The sequence below is a fragment of the Xanthomonas sp. BRIP62411 genome, assembly GCF_003993525.1.
In the GTDB taxonomy this organism is placed as follows: domain Bacteria; phylum Pseudomonadota; class Gammaproteobacteria; order Xanthomonadales; family Xanthomonadaceae; genus Xanthomonas; species Xanthomonas euroxanthea.
Window position 1 is genome coordinate 671,883 of the sequence record NZ_QEZI01000008.1, and the last position, 25,598, is coordinate 697,480.

18 protein-coding genes are annotated in these 25,598 nt (G+C 65.6%); 11 read left to right on the top strand and 7 right to left on the bottom strand.

All coding sequences use genetic code 11. The annotated features are described in order from the left end of the window. Positions 1-3 precede the first annotated feature (3 nt). Together EO139_RS07175 and ggt are read right to left on the bottom strand one after the other, a co-directional pair. Positions 4-1,842 carry a methyl-accepting chemotaxis protein gene (locus EO139_RS07175; RefSeq protein ID WP_164739761.1) on the bottom strand — a complete coding sequence of 613 codons (1,839 nt, stop codon included), beginning with the start codon at positions 1,840-1,842 and terminating at the stop codon, positions 4-6. An 80-nt stretch (positions 1,843-1,922) separates the two neighbouring features. After that, positions 1,923-3,632 carry a gamma-glutamyltransferase gene (ggt, locus tag EO139_RS07180; protein WP_104584033.1) on the bottom strand — a complete coding sequence of 570 codons (1,710 nt, stop codon included), beginning with the start codon at positions 3,630-3,632 and terminating at the stop codon, positions 1,923-1,925. Between the two features lie 644 nt (positions 3,633-4,276). Between ggt and ilvC the strand changes: the two genes are divergently transcribed. From ilvC to EO139_RS07205, 5 genes are all read left to right on the top strand, one after another. Beyond that, positions 4,277-5,278 (top strand): ketol-acid reductoisomerase, encoded by a 1,002-nt coding sequence (gene ilvC, locus EO139_RS07185; protein WP_024940100.1) that lies wholly within the window; start codon positions 4,277-4,279, stop codon positions 5,276-5,278. 42 nt (positions 5,279-5,320) lie between these two features. Then, positions 5,321-7,042 (top strand): acetolactate synthase 2 catalytic subunit, encoded by a 1,722-nt coding sequence (ilvG, locus tag EO139_RS07190; RefSeq protein ID WP_104584031.1) that lies wholly within the window; start codon positions 5,321-5,323, stop codon positions 7,040-7,042. After that, positions 7,026-7,283, top strand: a complete 258-nt coding sequence (locus EO139_RS07195; RefSeq protein WP_104584030.1) for an ACT domain-containing protein — start codon at positions 7,026-7,028, stop codon at positions 7,281-7,283. Before ilvG ends, EO139_RS07195 begins: the two co-directional genes overlap by 17 nt. A gap of 75 nt (positions 7,284-7,358) precedes the next feature. Continuing rightward, complete coding sequence (locus tag EO139_RS07200) at positions 7,359-8,477, top strand: threonine dehydratase (protein WP_104584029.1); 1,119 nt, start codon at positions 7,359-7,361, stop codon at positions 8,475-8,477. Then, a complete protein-coding gene (locus EO139_RS07205) occupies positions 8,474-10,036 on the top strand; it encodes a 2-isopropylmalate synthase (RefSeq protein ID WP_104584028.1) in 1,563 nt (520 codons plus the stop codon). The genes EO139_RS07200 and EO139_RS07205 overlap by 4 nt, the downstream gene beginning before the upstream one ends. Before the next feature lie 1,098 nt (positions 10,037-11,134). On the opposite strand, the gene leuB is transcribed toward EO139_RS07205, so the two are convergent. The 3 genes from leuB to leuC form a co-directional block, all read right to left on the bottom strand. Then, a complete protein-coding gene (gene leuB / locus EO139_RS07215; protein ID WP_126969920.1) occupies positions 11,135-12,208 on the bottom strand; it encodes a 3-isopropylmalate dehydrogenase in 1,074 nt (357 codons plus the stop codon). Positions 12,209-12,283: 75 nt separating this feature from the next. Next, positions 12,284-12,931, bottom strand: a complete 648-nt coding sequence (gene leuD, locus EO139_RS07220) for a 3-isopropylmalate dehydratase small subunit (protein WP_104584025.1) — start codon at positions 12,929-12,931, stop codon at positions 12,284-12,286. A 71-nt stretch (positions 12,932-13,002) separates the two neighbouring features. Further along, positions 13,003-14,442, bottom strand: a complete 1,440-nt coding sequence (gene leuC / locus EO139_RS07225; RefSeq protein ID WP_104584024.1) for a 3-isopropylmalate dehydratase large subunit — start codon at positions 14,440-14,442, stop codon at positions 13,003-13,005. A 120-nt stretch (positions 14,443-14,562) separates the two neighbouring features. Between leuC and EO139_RS07230 the strand changes: the two genes are divergently transcribed. After that, a complete protein-coding gene (locus tag EO139_RS07230) occupies positions 14,563-15,447 on the top strand; it encodes a LysR family transcriptional regulator (protein WP_104584023.1) in 885 nt (294 codons plus the stop codon). A gap of 36 nt (positions 15,448-15,483) precedes the next feature. On the opposite strand, the gene EO139_RS07235 is transcribed toward EO139_RS07230, so the two are convergent. After that, positions 15,484-18,495, bottom strand: a complete 3,012-nt coding sequence (locus EO139_RS07235) for a ligand-binding sensor domain-containing diguanylate cyclase (protein ID WP_164739762.1) — start codon at positions 18,493-18,495, stop codon at positions 15,484-15,486. A 266-nt stretch (positions 18,496-18,761) separates the two neighbouring features. Between EO139_RS07235 and EO139_RS07240 the strand changes: the two genes are divergently transcribed. The 4 genes from EO139_RS07240 (at position 18,762) to EO139_RS07255 (ending at position 22,436) form a co-directional block, all read left to right on the top strand. Then, a complete protein-coding gene (locus EO139_RS07240) occupies positions 18,762-19,415 on the top strand; it encodes a TetR/AcrR family transcriptional regulator (RefSeq protein ID WP_104584022.1) in 654 nt (217 codons plus the stop codon). A 128-nt stretch (positions 19,416-19,543) separates the two neighbouring features. Then, on the top strand, positions 19,544-20,200 hold the full coding sequence (locus EO139_RS07245; protein ID WP_104648815.1) for a protein-L-isoaspartate O-methyltransferase: 657 nt from the start codon (positions 19,544-19,546) through the stop codon (positions 20,198-20,200). A 20-nt stretch (positions 20,201-20,220) separates the two neighbouring features. After that, the gene (locus tag EO139_RS07250; protein WP_119127388.1) at positions 20,221-21,615 is read left to right on the top strand and encodes a TolC family outer membrane protein; all 1,395 of its coding nucleotides are present in this window, start codon (positions 20,221-20,223) and stop codon (positions 21,613-21,615) included. A 449-nt stretch (positions 21,616-22,064) separates the two neighbouring features. Beyond that, a complete protein-coding gene (locus EO139_RS07255; protein WP_126969924.1) occupies positions 22,065-22,436 on the top strand; it encodes a hypothetical protein in 372 nt (123 codons plus the stop codon). Positions 22,437-23,265: 829 nt separating this feature from the next. On the opposite strand, the gene waaA is transcribed toward EO139_RS07255, so the two are convergent. Next, positions 23,266-24,582, bottom strand: a complete 1,317-nt coding sequence (gene waaA, locus EO139_RS07260; protein ID WP_126969926.1) for a lipid IV(A) 3-deoxy-D-manno-octulosonic acid transferase — start codon at positions 24,580-24,582, stop codon at positions 23,266-23,268. A gap of 76 nt (positions 24,583-24,658) precedes the next feature. On the opposite strand from waaA, the gene EO139_RS07265 reads away from it, so the two are divergent. Next, positions 24,659-25,579 carry an LpxL/LpxP family Kdo(2)-lipid IV(A) lauroyl/palmitoleoyl acyltransferase gene (locus tag EO139_RS07265; RefSeq protein WP_104584018.1) on the top strand — a complete coding sequence of 307 codons (921 nt, stop codon included), beginning with the start codon at positions 24,659-24,661 and terminating at the stop codon, positions 25,577-25,579. The last annotated feature ends 19 nt before the right edge of the window (positions 25,580-25,598 follow it).

The window sequence follows — 25,598 nt, forward strand, 5'->3', positions numbered from 1 at the left end:
GCGCTAGTCCAGCGTATAGCCCACCCGCAAACCGCCCCAGTGCCTGCGGCCGACGTAGATCGGCACCGACAGGTCGAACATGATCTGGCCGGTGTCGCGGCGGTAGACCTGCAGGCGGTACGGGTCGGTGTGCGCGCCCACGCTGCGGCCGACACGGTCGGTGAACTTGCGTTTGGTGCGGTTGCCGACCAGATCGCGCTTGGGATCGCCGGTCAGCGGCTGGGTGAAGCGCAGGTTGTGCGTGGGCACATAGCCGTCGGGATTGGCGCAGATGGCGAACACGATCCAGGGATGCGCATCCAGCAGCGGCTCCTGCAAGGCAGGCAACACCGCGTCGCAAAGCGCATCGAAGTCGGTGCTGAACTTGGCGGGCTCCACGCCGGCAATCGGCGTGTAGGTGCGGGCGAACAGCGCCGCTTCGTCGATCTGGCCGCGTGCGATGGCCTGCGCCAGGGCGGTGCCGATGCGAGCGGCGGCGGCCACGGCGAGTTCCTTGACGCGCGCGTGGCGGGGAACTGCCAGCGGGTCGGCCGGCAGACGGAACAGGCCCACGCAGTCGCGCAGCGTTTCGGTACCGCGCTCCAGCGCCTCGCTGCGTTCGGCCACGTGCGCGGCATGCTGCAGGTTGCTGCGACCTAGCGCCACCACGCCATCGACGGCACGTTCGATGCCGCGAATCTCGCCGTCCTGCGCCTGGATCCGCCCGGCCACCGTGGTCATCGCGCTGCTGGCCTGGCCGAGCACGCGGGTGATGCCATCGAGCACCGCTTCGGTGCCGCGCGCCGAGGCCGCGCCCTCGCCCACCGCGGCGCTGGTTTCGGCCAGGATCGCGCGCACGTCGCGCGCTGCCGCTGCGGCCCGTTCGGCCAGGCGGCGGATCTCGGTGGCGACCACCGCAAAGCCGCGCCCGGCATCGCCGGCGTGCGCCGCTTCGATGCTGGCGTTGATCGACAGGATATTGGTCTGGAACGCCACCGAGTCGATGACTTCGATGACCTCGCCTGCACGCGCCGCGCGACGTTCCACCTCGTGCATGGCCTGGCCCAGCGCATGTGCGGCAGCGACGCCCTGGCGTGCGCTTTCGTCGGCGCTGGCGGCCAGCGCAATCACCTGCGCCAGATCGGCGTTGACGTCCTGCAGGCTCGATGCAAGGCGCTCCACCGCGGTGCGCGCGCCATCCAGCGCGTCGGTCTGTGCCTGCGACTGACGCACCATCTCGTCGTTTTCGGCCACCAGCGGCGGCACTTCGGCAGCGATCTGCACCGACAACGCCACTGCCTGGCGGATCGCTTCGGCCAGATTGCCGAAGCCGGCCTGCAGCCGGCGCCCCGTGTCGGTCTCGGACAGACCGGGCGGCAGCAACAGCTCCAGCTCGCAACTAGCCAGTGCCTGGGCGGTGCGCTCGAGTACGGTGCGGTCTTCATGCTCGGCCTGCAGGCGCGCCACCAATGGCTGCAGCAGCGGCGAGATGGGCACCGGCCGGCTGTCTTCGGCCAGGCGGGTGGCTTCGCGCAGCAGGATCGCGGTTTCCACATGCGGCAGCGACAGCATCCAGCCCCCGTGCTCGCGGTCGCGCACATAGCGCACGCGCCGGGCCGGGTCGTCGCCGGGGGCGGCCCATACGCCGTCTTCGCCGGCCAGATCGGCTGCACTCAATCCCCACACCACCGACACCGGCGCACCCTGCAGCTCGCTGGCGGTCTTGCCCAGGACGTCCAGGCCGGCGCGGTTGCAGGCCACCACGCAGGCCTCGGCCGATAGCCGCAGCAGCGCGACCGGTGCATCGGGGAGCAGCGCCGCCTGCGTTTGCGACGGCGGACCGGGCTGTTGCATCGAGCTCATGGGCGTTCCTAATCCATCACCATCATTAGCGGCGCGCCGCAGCTGCAATTGAGCGGCGCCATGCATCCGCAGGCGCCTGCTCAGTAACCGGCGGCCTGGCCGTCCTTGCGGCTTTCCGAGGCGCCGTAATACACCCCGCTGGCCGGGTCACGCGCGATCGCCTGATATCCGCCATACGGGCCATCGGCAAAGATCACCCGGTGGCCCTTGCGCATCAGCGCGCGAATGGTGTCGTAGGAGAAGCCGGTTTCCAGATTGACCTCGCCGCCATCGCTCATCGCGGTGGCCTGGCCGGTCGGCTCGGTGGAGCCTTCGTGCTGGATGCGCGGCGCGTCACCGGCTTCCTGCAGATTCATGTGGAAGTCCACCAGGTTCATCACGATCTGCACGTGGCCCTGCGGCTGCATCGCCCCGCCCATCACCCCGAAGCTCAGCCACGGCTTGCCGTCCTTGGTGACGAAGGCGGGAATGATGGTCTGGAACGGCCGCTTGCCCGGCGCGTAGCCGTTGGGGTGATCCTTCTTCAGCACGAACATCTCGCCACGGTCCTGCAGGATGAAGCCCAGCCCCGGCGGGGCCATGCCGCTGCCCATGCCGCGGTAATTGGACTGGATCAACGACACCATCATGCCGTCGGCATCGGCCACGGTCATGTAGATCGTGTCGCCCTCTTCCAACTGCTTGGGCGTGCCCGGCTGCACCTCCTTGAGCGCCTTGTCCATGGAGATCAGCGCGCGACGCTGCGCGGCGTAGTCCTTGGAGATCAGCCTGGCCAGCGGTGCCGGCTGGAACGCCGGGTCGGCATAGAAACGCGCGCGGTCGGCGAAGGCCAGCTTCTTGGCTTCGGTGAACAGGTGCACGTGTTCGGCCGAGCCGTACGGGATCTTGGAGAAGTCGTAGCCCTCCAGGATGTTGAGCATCTGCAGCGCGGCAATGCCCTGGCTGTTGGGCGGCAACTCCCAGACATCAACGCCACGGTAGTTGGTGGACACCGGCTCCACCCACTCGCCGGTGTGGCTGGCCAGATCCTCGTAGCTCAGGTAGCCGCCATTGGCCTTGAAATAGGCGCCGATGGTGCGGGCGATATCGCCCTTGTAGAACGCATCGCGGCCGCCGTCGGCGATCTGCTGCAAGGTGTTGGCCAGGTTGGGGTTCTTCCACAGCTCGCCCTTGCGCGGGGCATGGCCGTCGATGGTGAACTGCTCCTTGAAGCCGGGGTATTGCGACAGGCGCGGCACCGAGCGGTCCCAGTAATAGGCGATGGTTTCGGCCACCGGATGGCCTTCGCGGGCATAACGGATGGCCGGGGCCAGGTTCTGCGCCATCGGCTTGCGCCCGAAGCGCTCATGCAACGCGAACCAGCCATCCACCGCGCCCGGCACCGACACCGGCAACGGGCCGGTCGGCGGAATGTCCTTCAACCCGCGGCGCTGGAACTCGGCCAGGGTCAGCGACTTCGGCGAGCGGCCCGAGCCGTTGTAGCCGTAGAGCTTGCTGGTCCGGGGGTCCCAGACGATGGCGAACAGATCCCCGCCCACGCCGTTGCCGGTCGGCTCCATCAGCCCCAGCGCGGCATTGGCGGCGATCGCCGCATCCACCGCCGAGCCGCCGCCCTTCATCACATCCAGCGCGATCTGGGTGGCCAACGGCTGCGAGGTCGCCGCCATTGCGTGTGGGGCGATGACTTCCGAGCGGGTGGCAAACGGCTGCCCGGTGATCCGGTCGGCAGCACTCAGAGGTGGCGCAAGCAGCGCCAAGGCAGACACCAACAACACAGGTACGCGACGCATGACAGACGATCCCCGAAACACCACATGTGAGTGGTCAACCATACCAGCGGGTCGGGCCACATCGTTCGGCACGCACTGCCTGTCAGCACAAATGCCGCGCATTTAGTGACGCGTAGCGCCTGCCGCTGGCCCGTACCGATCCGGTTTCAACCGCAACCATGCTGCTGCCACGCGGTTTTGCGCGACACAGCGCCCATTGACGCGGCCGTTTCACGCGCAAGGGTTGACACCCCACCAGCAGCGATGGTTATCTCGGTCTCATGCCGCACCGCCACACCACCTCGAACGCCCCAGTGTCCGCGCCCATCGGCGCGTCGGCAGCGTCGCTTCTCGTGCTCGTACTTATTACCTCGCCAACCGGTGCGGGACGGGACTTCGTGTAGGCAACAGACACACAAGGCTTCGATCAGACCCCGCACCGGCAACGGCGCGGGGTTTCGCGTTTCAGGGACCACCAAAAGTTTCGAATGACATGAACGACATCACTACCATCGCCGCAATGCCCATCACGCGTGCCCACCGGCGCGCTGGTGCTTGCGCGTGCATGCGCAGTGCCATCGTCCATCCCCATTTTGCCTGGCCGGCCAGTGTCTGCACTGCCGGCTGATTTCTTTCCCACTGCCAAACCCCGCAAGGACTACTCCATGAGCAACGACACCCAACCGAAAATCGCGATCATCGGCTACGGCAGCCAGGGCCGCGCGCATGCGCTGAACCTGCGCGATTCCGGCTTCGACGTCACCGTCGGCCTGCGTGCCGGTGGGCCGACCGAATCCAAGGCCCAGGCCGACGGCTTCACCGTGGTGGCGCCGGCCGAGGCGGTGAAGAGTGCCGACCTTGTCGCGATCCTGACCCCGGACATGGTGCAGAAGAAGCTCTACGAAGAAGTCATCGCCCCGAACATGAAACAGGGCGCCTGCCTGCTGTTCGCGCATGGCCTGAACGTGCATTTCGACATGATCACCCCGCGCGCCGACCTGGACGTGGTGCTGGTCGCGCCGAAGGGCCCGGGCGCGCTGGTACGTCGCGAGTATGAAATCGGTCGCGGCGTGCCTTGCATCTACGCGGTCTACCAGGACACCAGCGGCAAGGCCGAGCAGTTCGCGCTGACCTATGCCGGCGGCCTGGGCGGGGCGCGTGCCAACATCATCAAGACCACCTTCAAGGAAGAGACCGAGACCGATCTGTTCGGCGAGCAGGCGGTGCTGTGCGGCGGCGCCTCGTCGCTGGTGCAGGCCGGTTTTGAGGTGTTGGTGGAAGCAGGCTACCAGCCGGAGATCGCGTATTACGAAGTGCTGCACGAACTGAAGTTGATCGTGGACCTGTTTTACGAAGGCGGCATCACCCGCATGCTGGAATTCGTGTCCGAAACGGCGCAATACGGCGACTATGTCAGCGGCCCGCGCGTGATCGACGCCAGCACCAAGGCGCGCATGAAGGACGTGCTGACCGACATCCAGAACGGCACCTTCACCAAGAACTGGGTGGCCGAATACGAAGCCGGCCTGCCGAACTACACCAAGTTCAAGCAGGCCGATCTGGAGCACCCGATCGAGGAAGTGGGCAAGAAGCTGCGCGCCAAGATGGTGTGGCTCAACGGGCAGCAACAAGCCGCCGCCGCACCCGCGAATCAACAAGCGGCGTAATGCCGCCGCACCCCCACCGCTAACACCGAAGGTCCGCAACGCATGAACACCTCCGCACACAGCACGCCCCGCAACGGCGCGCGCTGGCTGACGCAGGCCCTGGAAGCCGAAGGCGTGGAAACGCTGTTCGGTTATCCGGGCGGCACCATCATGCCGTTCTACGACGCCCTGGTGGATTCCAGGCTCAAGCACATCCTGGTCCGTCACGAACAGGGCGCCGCCCTGGCCGCCAACGGCTACGCCCGTGCCAGCGGCCGGGTCGGCGTGTGCGTGGCCACCTCCGGCCCGGGCGCGTCCAATCTGGTCACCGGCATCGCCGATGCGATGCTCGATTCGGTCCCAATGGTGTGCCTGACCGGCCAGGTCGCCACGCCGCTGCTGGGCACCGATGCGTTCCAGGAACTGGATGTGTTCGGCATGACCATGCCGATCGTCAAGCACAGCTTCCTGGTGCGGCGCGTGGAGGATCTTCCGGGCATGGTGCGCGAAGCGTTCCGCATCGCGCGCGAGGGGCGTCCCGGGCCGGTGCTGATCGACCTGCCCAAGGACGTGCAGATTGCCGATGCATCGCATCTGCCCGATCATGTGCCGGCGGCAGTGCTGCCGCCTCCGGCCCCGGAAGATGCGAAATTGGCCGAAGCGCTGGCGGCCATCGCCAGCGCCGAACGCCCGGTGGTGTACGGCGGTGGCGGGATCGCGCTGGCCGGCGCGGTGGAGGCGTTCCGGCGCTTTGTCGAAGCCACCGGCATCCCCACCGCGCTGACCTTGCGCGGCCTGGGCGCGTTGCCGCATGCGCATCCGGACTATCTGGGCATGCTGGGCATGCATGGCACGCGCGCGGCCAACATGGCGATCCAGGAATGCGATCTGCTGGTCGTCGTCGGCGCGCGCTTTGACGACCGCGCCACCGGCAAGCTGAGCGAATTCGCACCCTTCGCACGCGTCATCCACCTGGATGCCGACGCCTATGAAATTTCCAAGCTGCGCACGGCCGACATCGCCGTGCCCGGCGATGTGGCGGCCAGCCTGAAAGCGCTGAGCGCGGCACGCGGCAATTGCCAGGCGTGGCGCACGCGCTGCTTTGCCAACCGCGAGAAATTCGGCGCGCGTTACGACGCGCCCGGTACCGATATCTACGCGCCGGCGTTGCTCAAGCGCCTGAGCGAAGTGGCCCCGGCCGACACCATCATCGCCTGCGACGTGGGCCAGCATCAGATGTGGGTGGCCCAGCATTGCCGCTTCAACGATCCGCGCAACCACCTCACCAGCGGGGCGCTCGGCACGATGGGCTTCGGCCTGCCGGCCGCGATGGGCGCGCAGTTCGCCTGCCCCGACCGCACCGTGGTGCTGGTGTCCGGCGACGGCAGCTTCATGATGAACGTGCAGGAACTGGTGACGATTGCACGCTGCAAGCTGCCGGTGAAGATCGTGCTGCTGGACAACAGTTCGCTGGGCATGGTGCGGCAGTGGCAGGAACTGTTCTTTGCCGAGCGCTACAGCGAAATCGACCTGTCCGACAATCCGGATTTTGCGGCGTTGGCGCAGGTCTTCGGCATCCCCGCCAAGCGCATCATCGCGCGCGGCGACGTAGACGCGGCGCTGGCCGAGCTGCTGGCACAACCCGGCCCCGGCCTGCTGCACGTGGCCATCGACGCACGCGCCAACGTGTGGCCGCTGGTGCCGCCCAACAACGCCAACAGCACCATGCTGGACAGCAATCCCGCACACGCGGCCAAGGAGACATCGCATGCGTTACCGGCTTGATCTGGTGCTGACGCCGGCCGAAGGCGCCCTGGTGCGCGTGCTCGGCATGACCGAGCGACGCGGCTTTCGCCCCTGTGCCATCCAGGGCGCCTGCGCACCGGACGATGCCGGCCGCTGGCATCTGCAACTGGACGTGGACAGCACGCGCCCGCCGGAGACGCTGCGCCTGCAGCTGGAAAAAGTGTACGACTGCGAGTCGGTGGTGATCACCGCGCTGGACTCCGTCGAGGTTGCGGCATGAACGCCCAGACCTCGCGCGACCAGCAAATCGCCATCCGGAGGTGTCTTCTTCCGGATCGGCCGTGCGCGTGCCGCAATGCCTGATTCCGGCCGCCCCTCCCCGCAGGAGCCCGACGTAGGCGACGTGGCCGTCAGCGTGGCCGACGTGCTGGCCGCACAGGCACGTCTGCGCAAGTACCTGTCGCCCACACCGCTGCATTACGCCGAGCGCTTCGGTGTGTGGTTGAAGCTGGAAAACCTGCAGCGCACCGGCTCCTACAAGGTGCGCGGCGCATTGAACGCGTTGCTGGCGGGCCTGGAACGCGGCGACGAGCGCCCGGTGATCTGCGCCTCGGCCGGCAACCATGCGCAGGGTGTGGCGTGGTCGGCATATCGGTTGGGCGTGCAGGCCATCACGGTGATGCCCTACGGCGCGCCGCAGACCAAGATCGCCGGCGTCGCCCACTGGGGCGCCACCGTCCGCCAGCATGGCAACAGCTACGACGAAGCGTTTGCGTTCGCGCGTGAGCTGGCCGAGCAGAACGGCTATCGCTTTCTGTCCGCCTTCGACGACCCGGACGTGATCGCAGGGCAAGGCACGGTCGGCATCGAACTGGCTGCGCATGCCCCTGACGTGGTGATCGTGCCGATTGGCGGCGGCGGGCTGGCCTCCGGGGTGGCGCTGGCGCTCAAATCACAAGGCGTGCGCATCGTCGGCGCGCAGGTGGAGGGCGTCGATTCGATGGCCCGTGCCGTGCGCGGCGACTTCCGCGAAATCACTCCGGTCCCCACGCTGGCCGATGGCGTGAAGGTCAAGATTCCCGGCTTTCTGACCCGCCGCCTGTGCTCGAGCCTGCTTGACGATGTGGTGATCGTGCGCGAGGCCGAATTGCGCGAGACCCTGGTGCGCCTGGCGCTGGAGGAACACGTCATCGCCGAAGGCGCTGGCGCGCTGGCACTGGCTGCCGGTCGTCGCGTTTCAGGCAAACGCAAGTGCGCGGTGGTCTCTGGCGGTAATATCGACGCAACTGTTCTGGCCACACTCTTGTCCGAGGTGCGGCCGCGGCCGCCACGCAAGCCGCGTCGTCGCAATACCGAGCGGCTGCGCAACGAACGCAGCGCCAAGTCACTTCCCGAAACACCCGTCCTTTCCCGCCCATCCGCAGTCGCTTCAACGCCTGTCACCGCCATCGCCGTAGAGGAGTCATCCTGGTGAACACGACCGTATCCAACCAGACCCCGCGTATCCGAATTTTCGACACCACCCTGCGCGACGGCGAGCAATCCCCCGGTTGCAGCATGACGCCCCAGCAAAAGCTGGTGATGGCGCGCGCGCTGGACGAGCTCGGCGTGGACATCATCGAAACCGGTTTCCCGGCCAGTTCGCATTCCGACCGCGAGGCGGTGGCGATGATCGGCCGCGAGTTGCGTCGCCCCACGCTGGCGGTGCTGTCGCGCTGCCTGCAGGCCGATATCGAAACTTCCGCACGTGCACTGGAAGCGGCCGCCAATCCGCGCCTGCATGTCTTCCTGTCCACCAGCCCACTGCATCGCGAGCACAAGCTGCGCATGAGCCGCGAGCAGGTGCTGGAATCGGTGCACAGGCATGTGACGCTGGCGCGCGGCTATATCGACGATGTCGAGTTCTCCGCCGAGGACGCCACGCGCACCGAGGAGGATTTCCTGGCCGAGGTCGCGCGCGTGGCGATCGCCGCTGGTGCCACCACGATCAATCTGCCGGACACCGTGGGCTTTACCACGCCGGAAGAAATCCGCGGCATGTTCTCGCGCCTGATCGCCAGCGTGGAAGGTGCCGACAGCGTCATCTTCAGTGCGCACTGCCACAACGATCTGGGTCTGGCGGTGGCCAATTCGCTGGCGGCGATCGAAGGCGGCGCACGCCAGGTCGAATGCACCATCAACGGCATCGGCGAGCGCGCCGGCAATTGTGCGCTGGAAGAAATCACCATGGCACTGAAGGTGCGCGGTGCGTTCTACAACATCGATACCGACATCAACACCCCACGCATCGTCTCCACCTCGCAGTTGCTGCAACGCCTGGTCGGCATGCCGGTGCAGCGCAACAAGGCGGTGGTGGGCGGCAATGCGTTCGCGCACGAGTCGGGCATCCACCAGCACGGCATGCTGCGCCATCGCGGCACCTACGAAATCATGCGTCCGGAAGACGTGGGCTGGGAGTCCTCGCAGATGGTGCTGGGCCGCCACAGCGGCCGCGCGGCAGTGGAGCAGCGCCTGCGTGCCCTGGGATATCTGCTGGAGGAAGAAGAGGTCAAACTGGTCTTCGAGCAGTTCAAGGCACTGTGCGAAAAGCAGCGCGTGGTCACCGACGCGGACCTGCAGGCATTGATGCAGGACGCCACCGTGCAGGAAGGGTACCGGCTGGCGTCGATGACCATCAGCGATGTCGGCAGCCGTGCCAATGCGCTGGTGGAATTGTCCGATCCGGAAGGCAACCGCGTGGCCGAAACCGCGCAGGGCAATGGTCCGGTGGACGCGCTATTCGGCGCGTTGGCCTCGGCCACCGGTGTGAAGCTGGAGCTGGACAGCTACCAGGTGCACAGCGTGGGCATCGGCGCGGACGCACGTGGCGAAGCCAGCCTGAGCGTGCGCCACGACGGCGTGGAATACGAAGGCACCGGCACCAGCAAGGACATCATCGAAGCCAGCGCACTGGCCTGGCTGGATGTGGCCAACCGCCTGTTGCGTCAGCGCGAGCGCGGCGTGGTCGCGGGCAAGACGGCTGCGGTGGCGTAGCACCGCTCATTCGCTGGACAATGCAAACCTGACGGCCGGCAGAGTGATCTGCTGGCCGTTTTGGTGTTTGGTGCTGATGTTTGGTGTTCCAGCTTTCTTGCAAGTGCGTCGGGCTGCTGCAGGCGCGTGCACTCGTACCGACACAGAACAACCTCGCACACGAGATCTGCCGGTTTTGTGCGAATGCTTCGGTCTGCTGCGGGCGCTTGCACGTGTACCGGCGTGGGACACGCCGCAAGTACGTCCATGTAGGCTCTGGCGCGGCATCCATGCCGCTCAAGGTCCCACACCGGCACCCGCGCAAGCACCACCAATTGCTATCGGTTGCGGAAAGAAATGCAGAGGGCATGTTGAGCTGGAGGTCCTTCGGAGCGTCCATCCTGGCGACGTGAGCAGATAGATGGCTTGCCGATTACATCGGCTGGGAAGTCTGCAGGCATCAACACGTGCTTGAAGCATTGCTTGCCGATCAGCGATAGCAATGGTGGAAGCGTGGTGTCGCGTCCGGGGGCGGGACCGTGTGGCGGCATGGATGCCGCCACCGAGCCTCCAGGGACGGATTCACGGCGTGTCCCGACACCGGATGCGGCACCGCGCTGCCGACCAGCTCCGCTTACCGATCAATCTTGCGCACGACATCTGGCGTTCCACGCGAACTTAAAAGCATTGCTTGCCGATCAGAGGCGGCAATATTGGGAGCGTGGTGTTGCGTCCGGGGGCGGGACCGTGTGGCGGCATGGATGCCGCCACCGAGCCTCCAGGGACGGATTCACGGCGTGTCCCGACACTGGATGCGGCGCCGCACCGCCGACCGACTCCGCATACCGATCATTCTTGTGCACCACATCTAGAGTTCCATGCGAGTGCTCCGGTCTCCTGCGGGCGCTTGCACGCGTACCGGCGTGGGACACGCCGCAAGTACGTCCTTGTAGGCGCTGGCGCGGCATCCATGCCGCTCAAGGTCCCACGCCGGCACGCGCGCAAGCACCACCAATTGCTGTCGCCAGCTGAGGACAGGGATGCGGCATCGCGCTACTGACCAACACCCGCATGCCGGCCACTCCTGCGCACCAAAACGCTTCAGGAATGCGGGCGCTGTTACAGCGCGGCCACCACTGCATCCCCCATTGCCACGGTGCCGACCTTGGTCGTGCCTTCCGACCAGATATCGGCGGTGCGCAGGCCCTGGTCGAGCACCTTGCCGACAGCCTGCTCGATGGCGTCCGCTGCAGCCGATTGCGCGAAGGTGTAGCGCAACATCATTGCCACCGACAGGATGGTGGCCAACGGATTGGCAATCCCCTTTCCTGCGATGTCCGGCGCGGAGCCATGACATGGCTCGTACATGCCCTTGTTGTTGGCATCCAGCGAGGCCGAAGGCAGCATGCCGATCGAGCCGGTGAGCATCGACGCCTGGTCGGACAGGATGTCGCCGAACATGTTGTCGGTCACGATCACATCGAACTGCTTGGGCGCGCGCACCAACTGCATCGCCGCGTTGTCCACGTACATGTGCGACAGCGCAATGTCCGGATAGTCCTTGGCCACCTCTTCGACGACCGCGCGCCACAGCTGGCTCGATGCCAGGACGTTGGCCTTGTCGACCGAGCACAGCTTCTTGCCGCGTAGGCGTGCCATCTCGAAGCCGGCCTTGGCGATGCGGCGGATCTCGCTTTCGCTGTAGGGCAGCGTGTCGTAGGCCTGACGCTCGCCATTTTCCAGCGTGCGCGTGCCACGCGGCTGACCGAAATAGATGCCGCCGGTGAGCTCGCGCAGGATCAACAGATCCAGCCCCGACACTACCTCAGGCTTGAGCGTGGAGGCATCGGCCAGCTGCGGATACAGCAGCGCCGGACGCAGGTTGGCGAACAACCCGAGCTGCGAGCGGATCTTGAGCAGGCCGCGCTCCGGGCGCAGCGATGGATCGATGGTGTCCCATTGCGGCCCACCGACCGCACCCAGCAGCACCGCGTCGGCGGCGCGTGCCCGCTCCAGCGTTTCGTCGGCCAGCGGGCTGCCGTACTTGTCGTAGGCCGCACCGCCCAGTTCGTCATATACCAGGCTGACACCCAGCCCATGCTGCGCATCGATGCGCGTCAGCACCTTGACCGCTTCGGCCATGATCTCCGGGCCAATGCCGTCGCCGGGAAGAATCAGAATCTGCTTGCTCATGCAATCCTCGTCAGTGAAATCAACACAGCGCAGCACGTACTGACGCAACCGGTTCGTGGGTAAGTGCCGGCGGAATTACTGCAGCGCGCCGAACAGCCACGGTTGACGCGCGCGATGCCCTTGCTCGAAGCGGCCGATCGCATCGGCGTCCTGCAGGGTCAGACCGATGTCGTCCAGCCCGTTGAGCAGGCAGTGCTTGCGGAACGCATCGATCTCGAAGCCGTATTCCACGCCATCGGGGCGGCGCACGCGCTGTGCGGCCAGATCCACGGTGAGTCGGTAGCCCTCGGTGGCCAGGCATTGCGCGAACAGGGCGTCCACTTCTGCTTCGGCCAGCACGATCGGCAGCAGGCCGTTCTTGAAACTGTTGTTGAAGAAGATGTCGGCAAAGCTGGGCGCGATCACCGCGCGGAAGCCGTATTCGTCCAGCGCCCACGGCGCGTGTTCGCGCGAGGAACCGCAGCCGAAGTTCTCGCGTGCCAGCAGGACGCTGGCGCCCTGGTAGCGCGGGAAATTGAGTACGAACTCCGGGTTGAGCGGGCGCTGGCTGTTGTCGCGGCCAGGCTCGCCGACGTCCAGGTAGCGCCATTCGTCGAACAGGTTCGGCCCGAAGCCGGTGCGCTTGATCGACTTGAGGAATTGCTTGGGAATGATCTGGTCGGTATCGACATTGGCGCGATCCAGCGGCGCCACCAGTCCGGTGTGTTGGGTGAAAGGGGTCATTGAAAAGCCGGGAATTGGGAGTAGAGAATGGGGAATTGGCAGAGCGGAGACGGGACGGACGTTGCGATTCTCTATTCCCGATTCTCGATTCCCTGCAACGCACGCACATCAACAAAATGCCCGCTGACCGCCGCCGCTGCGGCCATGGCCGGGCTGACCAGGTGGGTGCGGCCGCCGGCGCCCTGGCGGCCTTCGAAGTTGCGGTTGGAGGTGGAGGCGCAGTGTTCGCCGCTGCCCAGCTTGTCCGGGTTCATGGCCAGGCACATCGAGCACCCCGGCTCGCGCCATTCGAACCCGGCGTCCAGGAACACCTTGTCCAGGCCTTCGGCTTCGGCCTGCGCCTTGACCAGGCCCGAGCCCGGGACCACCAGCGCCTGCTTGATGGTGGAGGCAACCTTGCGCCCCCGGGCCACCGCAGCGGCCGCGCGCAGATCTTCGATGCGCGAATTGGTGCACGAGCCGATGAACACGCGATCCAGGCGGATCTCGGTGATCGGCTGGTTTGCCCGCAAACCCATGTATTTCAGCGCGCGCTCGATCGAGTCGCGCCGGGTCGGATCCTGTTCGGTTGCCGGGTCCGGCACCTGCTGGTCGACCGCCAGCACCATTTCCGGCGAGGTGCCCCAGCTGACCTGCGGCTTGATGTCTTCGGCACGCAGCTCCACCACGGTGTCGAAGTGCGCGTCCGCATCGGAAACCAGCGTGCGCCACAGTGCGACGGCGGCCTCCCAGTCGGCGCCCCTTGGCGCGAACGGGCGGCCCTGCACGTAGGCAATGGTCTTTTCGTCCACCGCGACCATGCCCACGCGCGCACCGGCTTCGATGGACATGTTGCAGATGGTCATGCGCCCTTCCATCGACAGGGCGCGGATCGCGCTACCGGCAAATTCCAGCGCATGGCCATTGCCGCCGGCGGTGCCGATCCTGCCGATCACCGCCAGCACGATGTCCTTGGCGGTCACCCCGAACGGCAGCGTGCCCTCCACCCGCACCTGCATGTTCTTCATCTTCTTGGCGATCAGGCATTGCGTGGCCAGCACATGCTCGACCTCGGAAGTGCCGATGCCGTGCGCCAGCGCGCCGAACGCGCCATGCGTGGAGGTGTGCGAATCGCCGCAGACCACGGTCATGCCAGGCAGGGTGGCGCCCTGCTCGGGGCCGACCACATGCACGATGCCCTGGCGCGCATCGTTCATCTTGAACTCGAGGATGCCGAAATCGTCGCAGTTCTCGTCCAGCGTCTGCACCTGCAGGCGCGAGACTTCATCGGAGATCGACTCCAGCCCGCCCTGGCGCTCGGCCCGCGTGGTCGGCACGTTGTGATCGGGCGTGGCGATGTTGGCATCGATGCGCCACGGCTTGCGCCCGGCCAGGCGCAGGCCTTCGAACGCCTGCGGCGAAGTCACTTCATGCAGGATGTGGCGGTCGATGTAGATCAGCGACGAACCATCGTCGCGGCGCGTGACCTCGTGCAGGTCCCACAGCTTGTCGTACAGCGTCTTGGCAGTCATTGCGGCGATCCGGTTGGCGGATGGTGGGAGTGCCCACCTGGCTGCGTTCGATGCTAGGAGCTTGCCTTGGATAACGCAAATTCATATTGTTTATTCAACAAATGAAATTTGGGAATGGCAATGGACCTGGCAAGCCTCAGCGCCTTCGTGGCGATTGCCGAAAGCGGCAGCTTTTCAGCCGCCGGCGAGGCCCTGCACCTCACCCAGCCGGCGGTGAGCAAACGCATCGCCTTGTTGGAAGGGCAGTTGTCGGCGCGATTGTTCGACCGCTTGGGCCGCCAGGTGGTGCTGACCGAGGCCGGCCAGGCCTTGCTGCCGCGTGCGCAACGCATCCTGGCCGAGCTGCAGGACACCCGCCGCGTGCTGGAGCATCTTGGCGCGGCGGTCGGCGGGCGGCTGAGCCTGGCCACCAGCCATCATGTCGGCCTGCATCGCCTGCCCGCCCTGCTGCGCCGCTTCGCCGCGGAGCATCCTCACGCGGCGCTGGACATCCAGTTCCTGGATTCGGAGCTGGCCTATGCCGCGGTGCTGCGCGGCGAGGTGGAACTGGCGGTCACCACGCTGGCACCGGACACGCGTGCGCCGCTGCGCGCGCAACCGATCTGGCATGACCGCCTGCAGTTCGTGGTGGCGCCCGATCACCCGCTGGCCGCGTTGCGCGCGGTGTCGCTGGAGGATGTGGTGGCGCATCCGGCGGTGCTGCCGGATCCGGGCACGTTCACCCATCGCATCGTCGCCGGTCTGTTCGCCGGGCATGGGCTGGTGCCGAGCCTGCGCATGACCACCAACTATCTGGAGACGATCAAGATGCTGGTGTCGGTCGGCCTAGCGTGGAGCGTATTGCCGGAACGCATGATCGATCACCAGATCGTGGCGCTGCCGCTGGCCGATGTGACGCTGTCGCGCGAGCTGGGCTGCGTGACCCATGGCGGGCGCACCTTGTCGCGCGCCGCGCAGGCGTTTGTCGCTTTGTTGAACGCGCAGGCGGACCAGTTGCAGGAGTAAGCGCGGCAGCGCCATGCCCCTGGCAACGCGACAGGCTTACTGATCCACCAAGCGGTCGCGCCCCAGCCGCTTGGCCTGGTACAGGCGGCGGTCTGCCAGTGCCAGCAGTTCGCGGCGGCTCGGTGCTTCATCGCTCATCGCCATGCCCATGCTGGCGGTGCAGCGCACCGTCGTGCCCTGCGTCTCGATGCCGATCGCCGCCAGCCGCTGGCGCATGCGCTCGAACAGCGCGCGTGCCTGTGCAACGTCCACCCCCACTGCCGCGAGCAGAAACTCTTCGCCACCGTGGCGCGCGGCGAAGCACTGCGCCTGATCCTGCTCGTTGAATGCTTCGCCGATCGCGCGCAGCACCGCATCGCCGACCTCATGGCCGTACTCGTCGTTGATGCGCTTGAAATGGTCGATATCCATCAGCACCAACGCCAGCGAGGGACCACCGGCGCGCGCATCATCGAACCATTGCTGCAGGACGCGCTCGGCCTCGCGCCGATTCGGCAAGGCGGTCAGCACGTCGTGGCTGGCGCGGTATTCGAGCTGGCGCATCAGGGCTTCGCGCTCCTGGCTGGCCTGCTGCAGCGCGAGGTTCTTGTCGCTCAACTCGCGGGTGCGTGCGTCGATCACCGTATTGAGTTGGCGCTGACGACGGCGGTAGCTGGCGGTGCGCCACAGATAGAGCCCGTAGATCAGGCTGCCCAGCCCGAGGATGCCCAGGGCGATCACTTCGCCACGCCGCCACCACGGCGGCGCCAGTGCGATCACCAGGCTGGATTCGCCCACCAGCGCGGTCTGCCGCCAGTCCACCGGCAGCGACATCGCCTGGACGCGGAAACGGAAACGGCCCGGCGGCAGATTGGTGTAGACCGCTTCGCTGGCGCTGTCGGCGTCCACCCAGTCCGGGTCGAAACCTTCCAGCCGGTAGCGGTAGCGCACCTTGTCCGGGCCACGATAATTCAGCCCTGCATAGACAATGGCGATGCGCCGGGTCTCCGCGCCGAAGCGATGCAAGCCATTGAGCGGCTGCACCGTGCCGTCGACCAGCAGCCGCTCGAACACGATCGGCACGCGATGGCCTTGCAGGGTGCCCACGCGCGCCGGATCGATCACGCCCAGGCCCGCAGCGGTAGGAAACAGCAACTGCCCGGACTGGGTCATCCAGCCGGCCGGCGCGCTGCTGCCATTGCCCTGATTGCCGGGCATGCCGTCGCTGCGATCCACCACCTCCACACTCAACTGCTCGCGCGTGCCGGCATCGAGCTGGTCGAAGTCGCTGCGCGCGATGCGGAACACACCGTGGTTGCTCGACAACCAGAAATAACCGCGGCCGTCGTCGATCACCCGGAACACCTTGTCGCGCGGCAGCCCGACCCGGTGGTCGTAGACGCGGAAGGTCTCTCCACTCAGGCGCAGCAGGCCGCGATCGCTGGCGATCCACAGGTCGCCATTGGTATCGCGCAGGAAGTCGAACGCGTTCTGCCCGGGAAAATCCTGCTCGCCCAGCCATGCGCGCGTACTGCCATTTGCCGACAGCGCGGTCATGCCGCGATCGGTGCCGATCCACACATTGCCCTGCGTATCGCGATACAGCACCTGCACCGAGCCATCGGGTACGCCGTCGGCGGCGGTGAAGCGGCGTGCCTTGCCATCGCGCCAGCGCACCAGCCCGGCGGTGGTGCCGATCCACAGCGTCTGGCCATCGGGCAACACCGCGCGTACCGACAGCGACGGCAGGCCGTCGGCCGCACCAATGCGTGCCAGCACGCGCCCTTGCGCATCCAGGCGCACCACACCCTGGCTGTACGTGCCGGCCCAGACGCCGCCATCGCCGGCATCGGCCAGGGCCAGCACCGATTGCTCCAGCACGCGGCCGCCCTCGTTCGGCACCACCGACACGCGGCTGATCCGGTTGTTGTGCCAGCGGTCCAGGCCCACCGCGCTGCCCACCCACACGGTGCCGTTGCCGGTCTGCAACACCGTGCGCACGTAGTCCGAGGCCAGGCCGTCTTCGTGGGTGACGCCATGCGCGGCGCCTTCGGCGATGCGGAACAGGCCGTGCGTGCTGCCGACCCAGATCAGGCCCTCGGCGTCTTCCAGCAACGCCGGGCTGGCGACGCCCGAAATGGCGATCTGTTCGTCCGGCGTACCCGCGCCGCCATGCACCACCAGCGTGCCCGACGGCAGGCTCATCCACAGATGTCCGCGCCGATCCAGCAGCAATGCATCCACCCGCTGGCCTTGCCGGAAACGCTGCAGTCCGCCACCGCGGCTCCACCACCACACGCCGTCGTCGCCAGCGACCAGCAGGCCGCCCTGACGATCGCTGGCCAGCCGCCGCACCGGTGCGGCGCGCATGCCATGTGCCTTGCCCCAGGCCTCGGCCACAATGCCATCGCGGGGCAGACGATAGAGCCCGACTTCGGTGCCCACCCACAGATCGCCATCGGCATCGGCCGCCAGCGCGGTGATGCGCGCGCGCGGCAGGCCGGCCTGGCGCCCGACGTCCACCACCCGCCCGTCCGGCTCGATGCGGTACAGCGTCTGCGGCGTGCCCACCCACAATGCGCCATCGGCGCAGCGCAGCAGTGCACTGACCGCCAGGTGCCGCGCCGAAGCATCGCCCAGCTGCTGCCAGTGGCCATCCTGGTAGTGGTAGACCCCATCGAAGGCGGTGCCGAACAACATCCCGCCGGCGCTGTCGCGTGTCACAACGAACACGCCCCCCAGCTCGACGCCCGGTGTGTTCTGACGGTCATACACGGTGAAGTCGCGGCCGTTGAAGCGCGCCACACCTTCCCAGGTGCCCAGCCAGATCAGGCCATCGGCGCCCTGCGCCACCGCGTGCACCAGATTGTGCGGCAGGCCGTCGTCCATGCTCCAGCGCGTGACGGTGTGGTACGCGGTATGGGTCGGCGGCTGGGCGCCGGCCGGCCAGACGCCGAACAGCGCGCAAGCCAGCAATACCCACCGCCACAGCAGCCCGGTCCGCCGCACGCATGTGCTGCGGACGCAGCCCGTCTGCGCATGCGCCCCGACCCTGTCCACGCTCCCCATCCCCTCGTTGTGCTGCCAAAGGGGCTGCCGACGTGCGCCGACAGACCGTTAGCCAATCTATCACCGGGGGTTTTTCAACGCGCTAGGTGGATTCCCCACACCGATGGGATGCACCATGACACCGGGAGGCATTCAGCCGAAACAATTACCGGCCATAACCAAGCTGGTGCGCAGCTAACGCCTGGGCGCGGCCATTCCTGAGCGCCCGCCTGCATTCCACCGGCGGCGAGTATAAATATAGAACCCGATGGTCTAGTATTGGCAGCATGTCCAGCTCGCCCCCCCTCAAGTCCAAGGCCAGGAGCAACGGCCCCGGACGGCCCAAGGATCTTGGGAAACGCGCCGCCATTCTTGGCGCTGCCCGCACCATGTTCATGGAGCAGGGGTATGCCGGGGTCAGCATGGATGGCATCGCCGCCCAGGCGGGCGTGTCCAAGCTCACCGTCTATAGCCATTTTGGCGACAAGGAGAGCCTGTTTTCCGAGGCGATCCGTGCGCAATGCCAGCATATGATGCCGGACGACCTGTTCGATCATGCTCCCGAGGGCGCGCTGCGCGATCAGCTGATCGAAATCGCCGACGCCTTCTTCGCCATGGTCAGCACCGAGTCGGCCATTGCCACCCACCGCATGATGATGGCGCCCGGTACCGGCGACGTGCACGTACGCGAGATGTTCTGGGATGCCGGCCCCAAGCGAACCCAACGGGCGCTGGCCGATTTCCTGTCCGCACGCGTGGCCGATGGGCAGCTGAAGATCGACGATGTGGCACGCGCCGCGTCCCAGTTCTTCTGCCTGCTCAAGGGCGAGCTGTATGCGCTGATGATGTGCGGCCTGCACGGCCAGCCCACCCGCGCGCAGGTGGACGAGCACTTGCAGGCCAGCGTGGATTTCTTCTTGAGGGCGTATGCGCCGCGCTGACCGCCCCCGGCCTTTGGTGGCGATGACTTCCGGCACTGCGTCGTTTGCCGGCGCGCAGCGATGCTAGATGCGCCAGTTGCCCCGTGCACCGGTAAAATGCCTGCCCCACCGCGTTGGATAACCGCACCATGACGATCGATTTCTCCCAGGCCCGCGAAAAGATGGTCGAACAGCAGATCCGGCCGTGGGACGTGCTGGACCTGCGTGTGCTCGACGTGCTGGCGCGCCTGCCGCGCGAGGCCTTCGTGCCCGAGGCCTACAAGACCCTGGCCTATGTCGATGTGGAAATCCCGCTGTCGGCCGGCCACAAGATGATGAAGCCGGTGGTGGAAGGCCGCATGTTGCAGGCACTGGACCTGCAGCCGGGCGAAGACGTGCTGGAAATCGGCACCGGCAGCGGGTTTTCCACCGCCTGCCTGGCCGCGCTGGCCCGCGAAGTGCTGAGCCTGGAGATCGATCCGGCCCTGGCCGCCGCTGCCCGCGCCAATCTGGACAGCAGCGGCCTGGGCAGCAACGTGCGGATTGAAACCGCCGACGTGTTCGGCTGGCAGAGCGAGCGCCGCTTCGATGCCATCTGCGTGACCGGCGCGGTCGATACGCTGCCGACGCAATGGCTGCAATGGCTGCGGCCGAACGGGCGCCTGTTCGTGGTCCGCGGTCACGAACCGGTGATGGAAGCGGTCCTGGTCCGTGGCGACGTCAACGCTCCGCGCATCGAATCGTTGTTCGAAACCGACCTCGCCTATCTCCAGGGCGCCGCACCGACGCCCCGATTCCAATTCTGATTCCCAAGGAAGCTTCCCCGATGATCCGCCGATCCCTCGTCCTGGCGCTGGCCGCCGCCCTGTCTCCGATGGCCGCGAACGCCACCGATCTGCTGCAGGTCTACGAAATGGCCCGCAACGGCGATCCGCAGCTGGCAGTGGCCGAGTCCACCCGCCTGGTCAATCGGGAGGGCGAAGTGCAGGCGCGTGCGGCGTTGTTGCCGCAGTTGGACGGCACCGCCGGGTACACCCAGGCACATCGCAAGCTGGATACCATCGACAACCTCAACGAGGGGCGCTCGACCACCAAGCAGCGCCAGTATTCGATCCAGGGCAGCCAGACCATCTTCAACTGGGCGCAGTTCGCCAATCTGCGTGCGCAGCGCGAAGTGGCAAAGGCAGCCGACTTCACATTGGAATCGGCCAACAACGACCTGATCACCCGCACCTCGGCGGCATATTTCCAGGTCCTGGTCGGCATCGAATCGCTGGCGGCGGCAGAGACCAACGAAGCGGCCGCCAAGAAGCAGTTCGATTATGCCGACAAGCGTCTGGAAGTGGGCTTGGCCCCGATCACCGACGTGCATGAAGCGCGCGCCCAGTACGACCAGGCGCGTGCCGACACGATCAATGCGCGCAACACCTTGAAGGATTACTACCAGGCCTTGACCGAACTCACCGGCCAGCCGGTCACGTCCTTGCGCGCACTTCCCGAAGACTTCCGCCCCGAAGTCCCGGCGGCGTACAGCAATGTCGATCAGTTGGTGGCCACTGCCATCGCAGACAACCCGGCGCTGAAGTCGCAGCAGTTGCAGGTCAGCGCGGCCGAGGCACAGGTCAATGCCGCACGTGCGGGCCATTACCCGACCTTGAACCTCGGCGCCAATGTCGGCCGCAGCAATAGCTGGGGCGGCCAGGCGGCGGCTGACCAGGCCGCGGGCAACTTCACCACGCAGGGTCGCGATATCGACACCGATTCGATCGGCCTTACGCTGTCGATTCCGATCTTTGCCGGCGGTGCCACCCAGTCGGCCGTGCGCCAGGCGTTGTCACGCCGCGATATCCAGCAGGACACCTACGAGCAGCAGAAGCGCGCGCTGGACCGCAATACGCGCAATGCCTACCAGACCGTGGTTGCCGGCATCAGCGAAGTGGAAGCCCGTCGCCTGGCCGTGGTCTCCGCGCAGGCCGCATACGACGCCTCGCAGGTCGGCCTGGAAGTCGGCACGCGCACCGTGCTGGACGTGGTACAGAACCAGCGCACCCTGTTCCAGGCGCAGCTGAACTATGCACAGTCGCGCTACACCTTCCTGCAGAACCGCCTGCTGCTGGGCCAGGCGATCGGCAAGCTCAACATCACCGACCTGCAGGATGTGAACCGGCTGCTGTCGCAGGATGCCGAGTCCAAGCTGCAGGGCAGTGGCTCGCTGCAGTAACGCAAGCCGACAGGTGACTGAAAAGGCGGGCGCAAGCCCGCCTTTTTTATGCGCGAAATTCTCAATACCTGTCCCAAAGCGTAGTCTGACGAAAACTGACTTCCATGTATGTCTAGTTATTGTGAGAGACCATAGGTAGAAAATTACGATTATAGAATGGTCAGGAGCTACTAGCCTTCCGGTCACTCATCGGAACATGCAATTGTTCGCAATCGAAATATATTTTTAGCATAGAACGAATTTTTCACTTAATCATTATATACCTCCCCCGAAATAGCTAGCACCAATCAACACCTAGGGGAAATCTGACACCACACCTCGGCACAAACCTACATAGAACATTCCATTTAAGTGCGAGCCTACATCTACCGGACGTGGTGAAGAGGGCCGCTTACCTGCGGAACTCTGAGTAATATCAGCCCGGCATCTCCCGATAATATGGAGCTGTTATGAAGACCCTGCTTTTGCCGTTTTTTGCTGCAGCCTCACTGCTAGCCGTTTCATCTGTCCAAGCCGCTACTTACCAGACTGTAGTGGAAGCACATACGAGCTCATCAGGCGCCCAGACCGTCGATGCCACTCCACAGTGCCCTGGTGGTTTCACCCCCATCTCTGGTGGGTGGAACACTGGCGATCCGAACAGCGTCCAATTTGTTGGAGGATTGCCAGAGAACAACAACATAAACACTAGACAAGTGGTCATGAATGCGGGTCGGTTTTCACCGGTAGGAAGCTACCCGAACGGCAATGGTTGGCGCACCTACGGTTATGTAAACGGACCGACGATCATAAATATCTACACAATCTGCGCATCCCCATAACCTACGTGCCACGAACGGCAGAACGCGGGAAAATGATGTCTGATCAACCCGCGTTTTGCTTGAGCACACCGGCCCAGAATACCGAACCTCCGCCACCTAAAAAACGCACTCGGTAGTGACAAGGTAAACGCTGCCCGGGAAATGTCACAACAACACCATAAAGCAATATACTAACTTCACTACTGTCAGGCCAACCTATCTGGACAAAGCATCCATGATCATATCCGACAGATATCTCTGACTGAATTTATTCCTTGCGGCTCTTTTTAACACTAATGGATGCACAGGTACCGCAGCCCGAGCAAGCACTACGCGCGGCATTCAATGCACTACACTGGATCGCATGCGCCGGCGACTGCAGCGATTGCTTCCAAGAATTTTCGCTTGGGAAGCGGTCTATCGGCATGGAGGAGTCGTCCGGGGCGGTGCGCCACGTCCGTTGCCCGGCTACTGATGTTACCGATGCCATGGTGATGCATGGCAAAGAGACCAGTGTTCAGCGAAAGCGACTACACACGGGTGCGTAAAATACGAAAAACGGTAGGACTGCTGGGCTGCATTCTTCATCGTCGCCAGAATCGATGATTCAAACATCGACAACAAGAGTGAGCGTGCTCGAGAACAGCGCTTGAAAAACTCAAAGTCACGTTCGCGCGATGGCGGAGCACCCATTTCGAGTGATCAAAGCGCCAGTTGAGCTACGCCAAGGTCCGCAATCACGGCCTAGCCCAGAACAACGCGGAAATGCTGCCCCTATTTGCTTCGTTTACTCTCTGGATGTTGCACCGGCAGCTGCTGCCAGCCAGGCTGATATCGTATAACCACATTCTCAGGACGCGGCACCCTCGCTCACCACCGGCGGCAGGTGCGGCGCGATCTGCACCAGCGTCCTCGCCACCGCGCCCTTGCCGTTGGCGACCAGTGCCAGCCCTGCCGCGGCCATCGCCTCACGCTGGACAGGGTCGCCGAGCAGGCGCGCCAGATCGTGGTACACGCTGTCGGCATCTTCGCAGATGGTCACCGCCTCGGCCTCGCGCATGCGCCGCGAAATCTCCGAGAAATTGTGCAGATGCGGGCCGGTGACGGCCGGCGTGCCGACTGCCGCCGGCTCGAGCAGGTTGTGCCCGCCGATCGGCTGCAGACTGCCGCCGACGAAGGCGACCTGTGCACAGGCGTAGAAACTCATCAGCTCGCCCAGGGTATCGATGACAAACACCTTGTCGCGCGCCTGCGGCCATTTCTGGCTTTTACGCGTGGACACGGCCCAGCCACGCTCGCGCGCCACGGCCTCGACCTTGGGAAAGCGCTCGGGGTGGCGCGGCGCCCATAACATCAGCAGATCCGGAAACTGCAGCAGCAGGCGCGCATGGATGTCGGCCACAGCCGCCTCCTCGCCTTCGTGCGTGCTGGCGGCAATCCACACCGGCCGCGAGGCCGGCACGTGCGTGTGGAACTGCGTGACCAGGGCCTGCAGCTGCGCAGGCGCGGCGATATCGAATTTGAGATTGCCCAGCGCGATCACCTGGTCGGGCCGCGCACCCAGCGTGACGAAGCGTTCGGCATCGTCGTGCGACTGTGCCGCTACGCAAGTGACGGTGCGCAGCGCGCGGCTGATCAACGGTGCCAGCAGGCGATAGCCACGCAGCGAGCGCGCCGACAGCCGCGCGTTGAGGATGTACACCGGAATCCCGCGGTCGCGGCAGCCGAACAACATGTTCGGCCACAGCTCGGTTTCCAGGATCAACGCCAGGCGCGGGCGGAAATGCTCCAGGAAGCGACCGACGCTGCCGGGCACGTCGTAGGGCAGATACACGTGGTCCACCGCATCGCCCCAGACCGCGCGCACGCGCTCGGAGCCGGTGGGGGTGATGGTGGTGATGACCCAACGGATATCCGGGCGCTGCGCACGCAGGGCGTTGACCAGCGGCGCGGCGGCATTGACCTCGCCCACCGACACCGCATGCACCCACACGCGCGGGCGACCGCAGGCATGCGTGTAGGAGGCATAGCGCTCGTTCCAGCGGTTGAAGTATTCGCGGACGCGAAAACCGCGCCACACCAGGTGGTACACCGTCACCGGCAGCAACAGGTACAACAGCGCCGAGTACAGTCCGCGCAACAGCCATTCGATCGGGTCTTTCCGCATCGGTGCAGGATACGGGAGCGTTGCGGCGCGCGCATGTACACGCTGCCGCGCGCGCATGATCCCTTAGAATTGCCCCATGTCCGAGCCCGCCAACGTCGCTGTCCGCCCTTCCCTGCGCAATCCCAGGCACTGGCCGATGTACCTGGCCCTTGCCGTCATGGTGATCGCCGGACGCCTGCCCTGGATGCTGCAGCGTGCGCTGGGGCGTGGCGTGGGCTGGATCGCGATGCGCCTGGCCGGCACGCGCCGGCGTGCTGCCGAGGTCAACCTCAAACTGTGTTTTCCCGAACAGGACGATGCCTGGCGGGCGCGGCTGTTGCGCGACAGTTTCGATGCGCTGGGCGTGGGCCTGTTCGAATTCGCGCGCGCCTGGTGGGGCAGCATCGATGCGATCCGCCCGGGCGTGCAGGTCGAAGGGCTGGAACACCTGCAGCGCCTGCAGGAACAAAAACGCGGCGTGTTGCTGGTGTCCGGCCACTTCATGACGCTGGAGATGTGCGGGCGGCTGCTATGCGATTACGTACCGCTGGCCGGCATGTACCGCAGGCATCGCAACCCGGTGTTCGAGTGGGCGGTCAAGCGCGGGCGGTTGCGCTATGCCACGCACATGTTCGCCAACGAGGATCTGCGCGCCACCATCAAGCACCTCAAGCGCGGCGGTTTCCTGTGGTATGCGCCGGATCAGGACATGCGTGGCAAGGACACCGTGTTCGTGCCGTTTTTCGGACATCCGGCCTCCACCATCACCGCCACCCATCAGCTGGCACGGCTGACCGGTTGCGCGGTGGTGCCGTACTTCCACCGGCGCGAAGGTGGCCGCTACCTCCTCAAGATCGCACCGCCGCTGGCAGACATCCCCTCCGACGATGTGATCGCCGATACCACGCAGGTCAACGCGGCGATCGAGGACATGGTGCGCGAGGCGCCGGACCAGTACCTGTGGATCCATCGGCGCTTCAAACGCCAGCCGGGTGGGCGCAGCGATTTTTATCGTTGATATCGCGTATCTGGATGCA

Bases quoted from the DNA above. Each gene is read 5' to 3' on its own strand.
- EO139_RS07175 (WP_164739761.1), bottom strand. From the start codon at position 1,842: ATGAGCTCGATGCAACAGCCCGGTCCGCCGTCGCAAACGCAGGCGGCG.
- ggt (WP_104584033.1), bottom strand. From the start codon at position 3,632: ATGCGTCGCGTACCTGTGTTGTTGGTGTCTGCCTTGGCGCTGCTTGCG.
- ilvC (WP_024940100.1), top strand. From the start codon at position 4,277: ATGAGCAACGACACCCAACCGAAAATCGCGATCATCGGCTACGGCAGC.
- ilvG (WP_104584031.1), top strand. From the start codon at position 5,321: ATGAACACCTCCGCACACAGCACGCCCCGCAACGGCGCGCGCTGGCTG.
- EO139_RS07195 (WP_104584030.1), top strand. From the start codon at position 7,026: ATGCGTTACCGGCTTGATCTGGTGCTGACGCCGGCCGAAGGCGCCCTG.
- EO139_RS07200 (WP_104584029.1), top strand. From the start codon at position 7,359: ATGCCTGATTCCGGCCGCCCCTCCCCGCAGGAGCCCGACGTAGGCGAC.
- leuB (WP_126969920.1), bottom strand. From the start codon at position 12,208: ATGAGCAAGCAGATTCTGATTCTTCCCGGCGACGGCATTGGCCCGGAG.
- leuD (WP_104584025.1), bottom strand. From the start codon at position 12,931: ATGACCCCTTTCACCCAACACACCGGACTGGTGGCGCCGCTGGATCGC.
- leuC (WP_104584024.1), bottom strand. From the start codon at position 14,442: ATGACTGCCAAGACGCTGTACGACAAGCTGTGGGACCTGCACGAGGTC.
- EO139_RS07230 (WP_104584023.1), top strand. From the start codon at position 14,563: ATGGACCTGGCAAGCCTCAGCGCCTTCGTGGCGATTGCCGAAAGCGGC.
- EO139_RS07235 (WP_164739762.1), bottom strand. From the start codon at position 18,495: ATGGGGAGCGTGGACAGGGTCGGGGCGCATGCGCAGACGGGCTGCGTC.
- EO139_RS07240 (WP_104584022.1), top strand. From the start codon at position 18,762: ATGTCCAGCTCGCCCCCCCTCAAGTCCAAGGCCAGGAGCAACGGCCCC.
- EO139_RS07245 (WP_104648815.1), top strand. From the start codon at position 19,544: ATGACGATCGATTTCTCCCAGGCCCGCGAAAAGATGGTCGAACAGCAG.
- EO139_RS07250 (WP_119127388.1), top strand. From the start codon at position 20,221: ATGATCCGCCGATCCCTCGTCCTGGCGCTGGCCGCCGCCCTGTCTCCG.
- EO139_RS07255 (WP_126969924.1), top strand. From the start codon at position 22,065: ATGAAGACCCTGCTTTTGCCGTTTTTTGCTGCAGCCTCACTGCTAGCC.
- waaA (WP_126969926.1), bottom strand. From the start codon at position 24,582: ATGCGGAAAGACCCGATCGAATGGCTGTTGCGCGGACTGTACTCGGCG.
- EO139_RS07265 (WP_104584018.1), top strand. From the start codon at position 24,659: ATGTCCGAGCCCGCCAACGTCGCTGTCCGCCCTTCCCTGCGCAATCCC.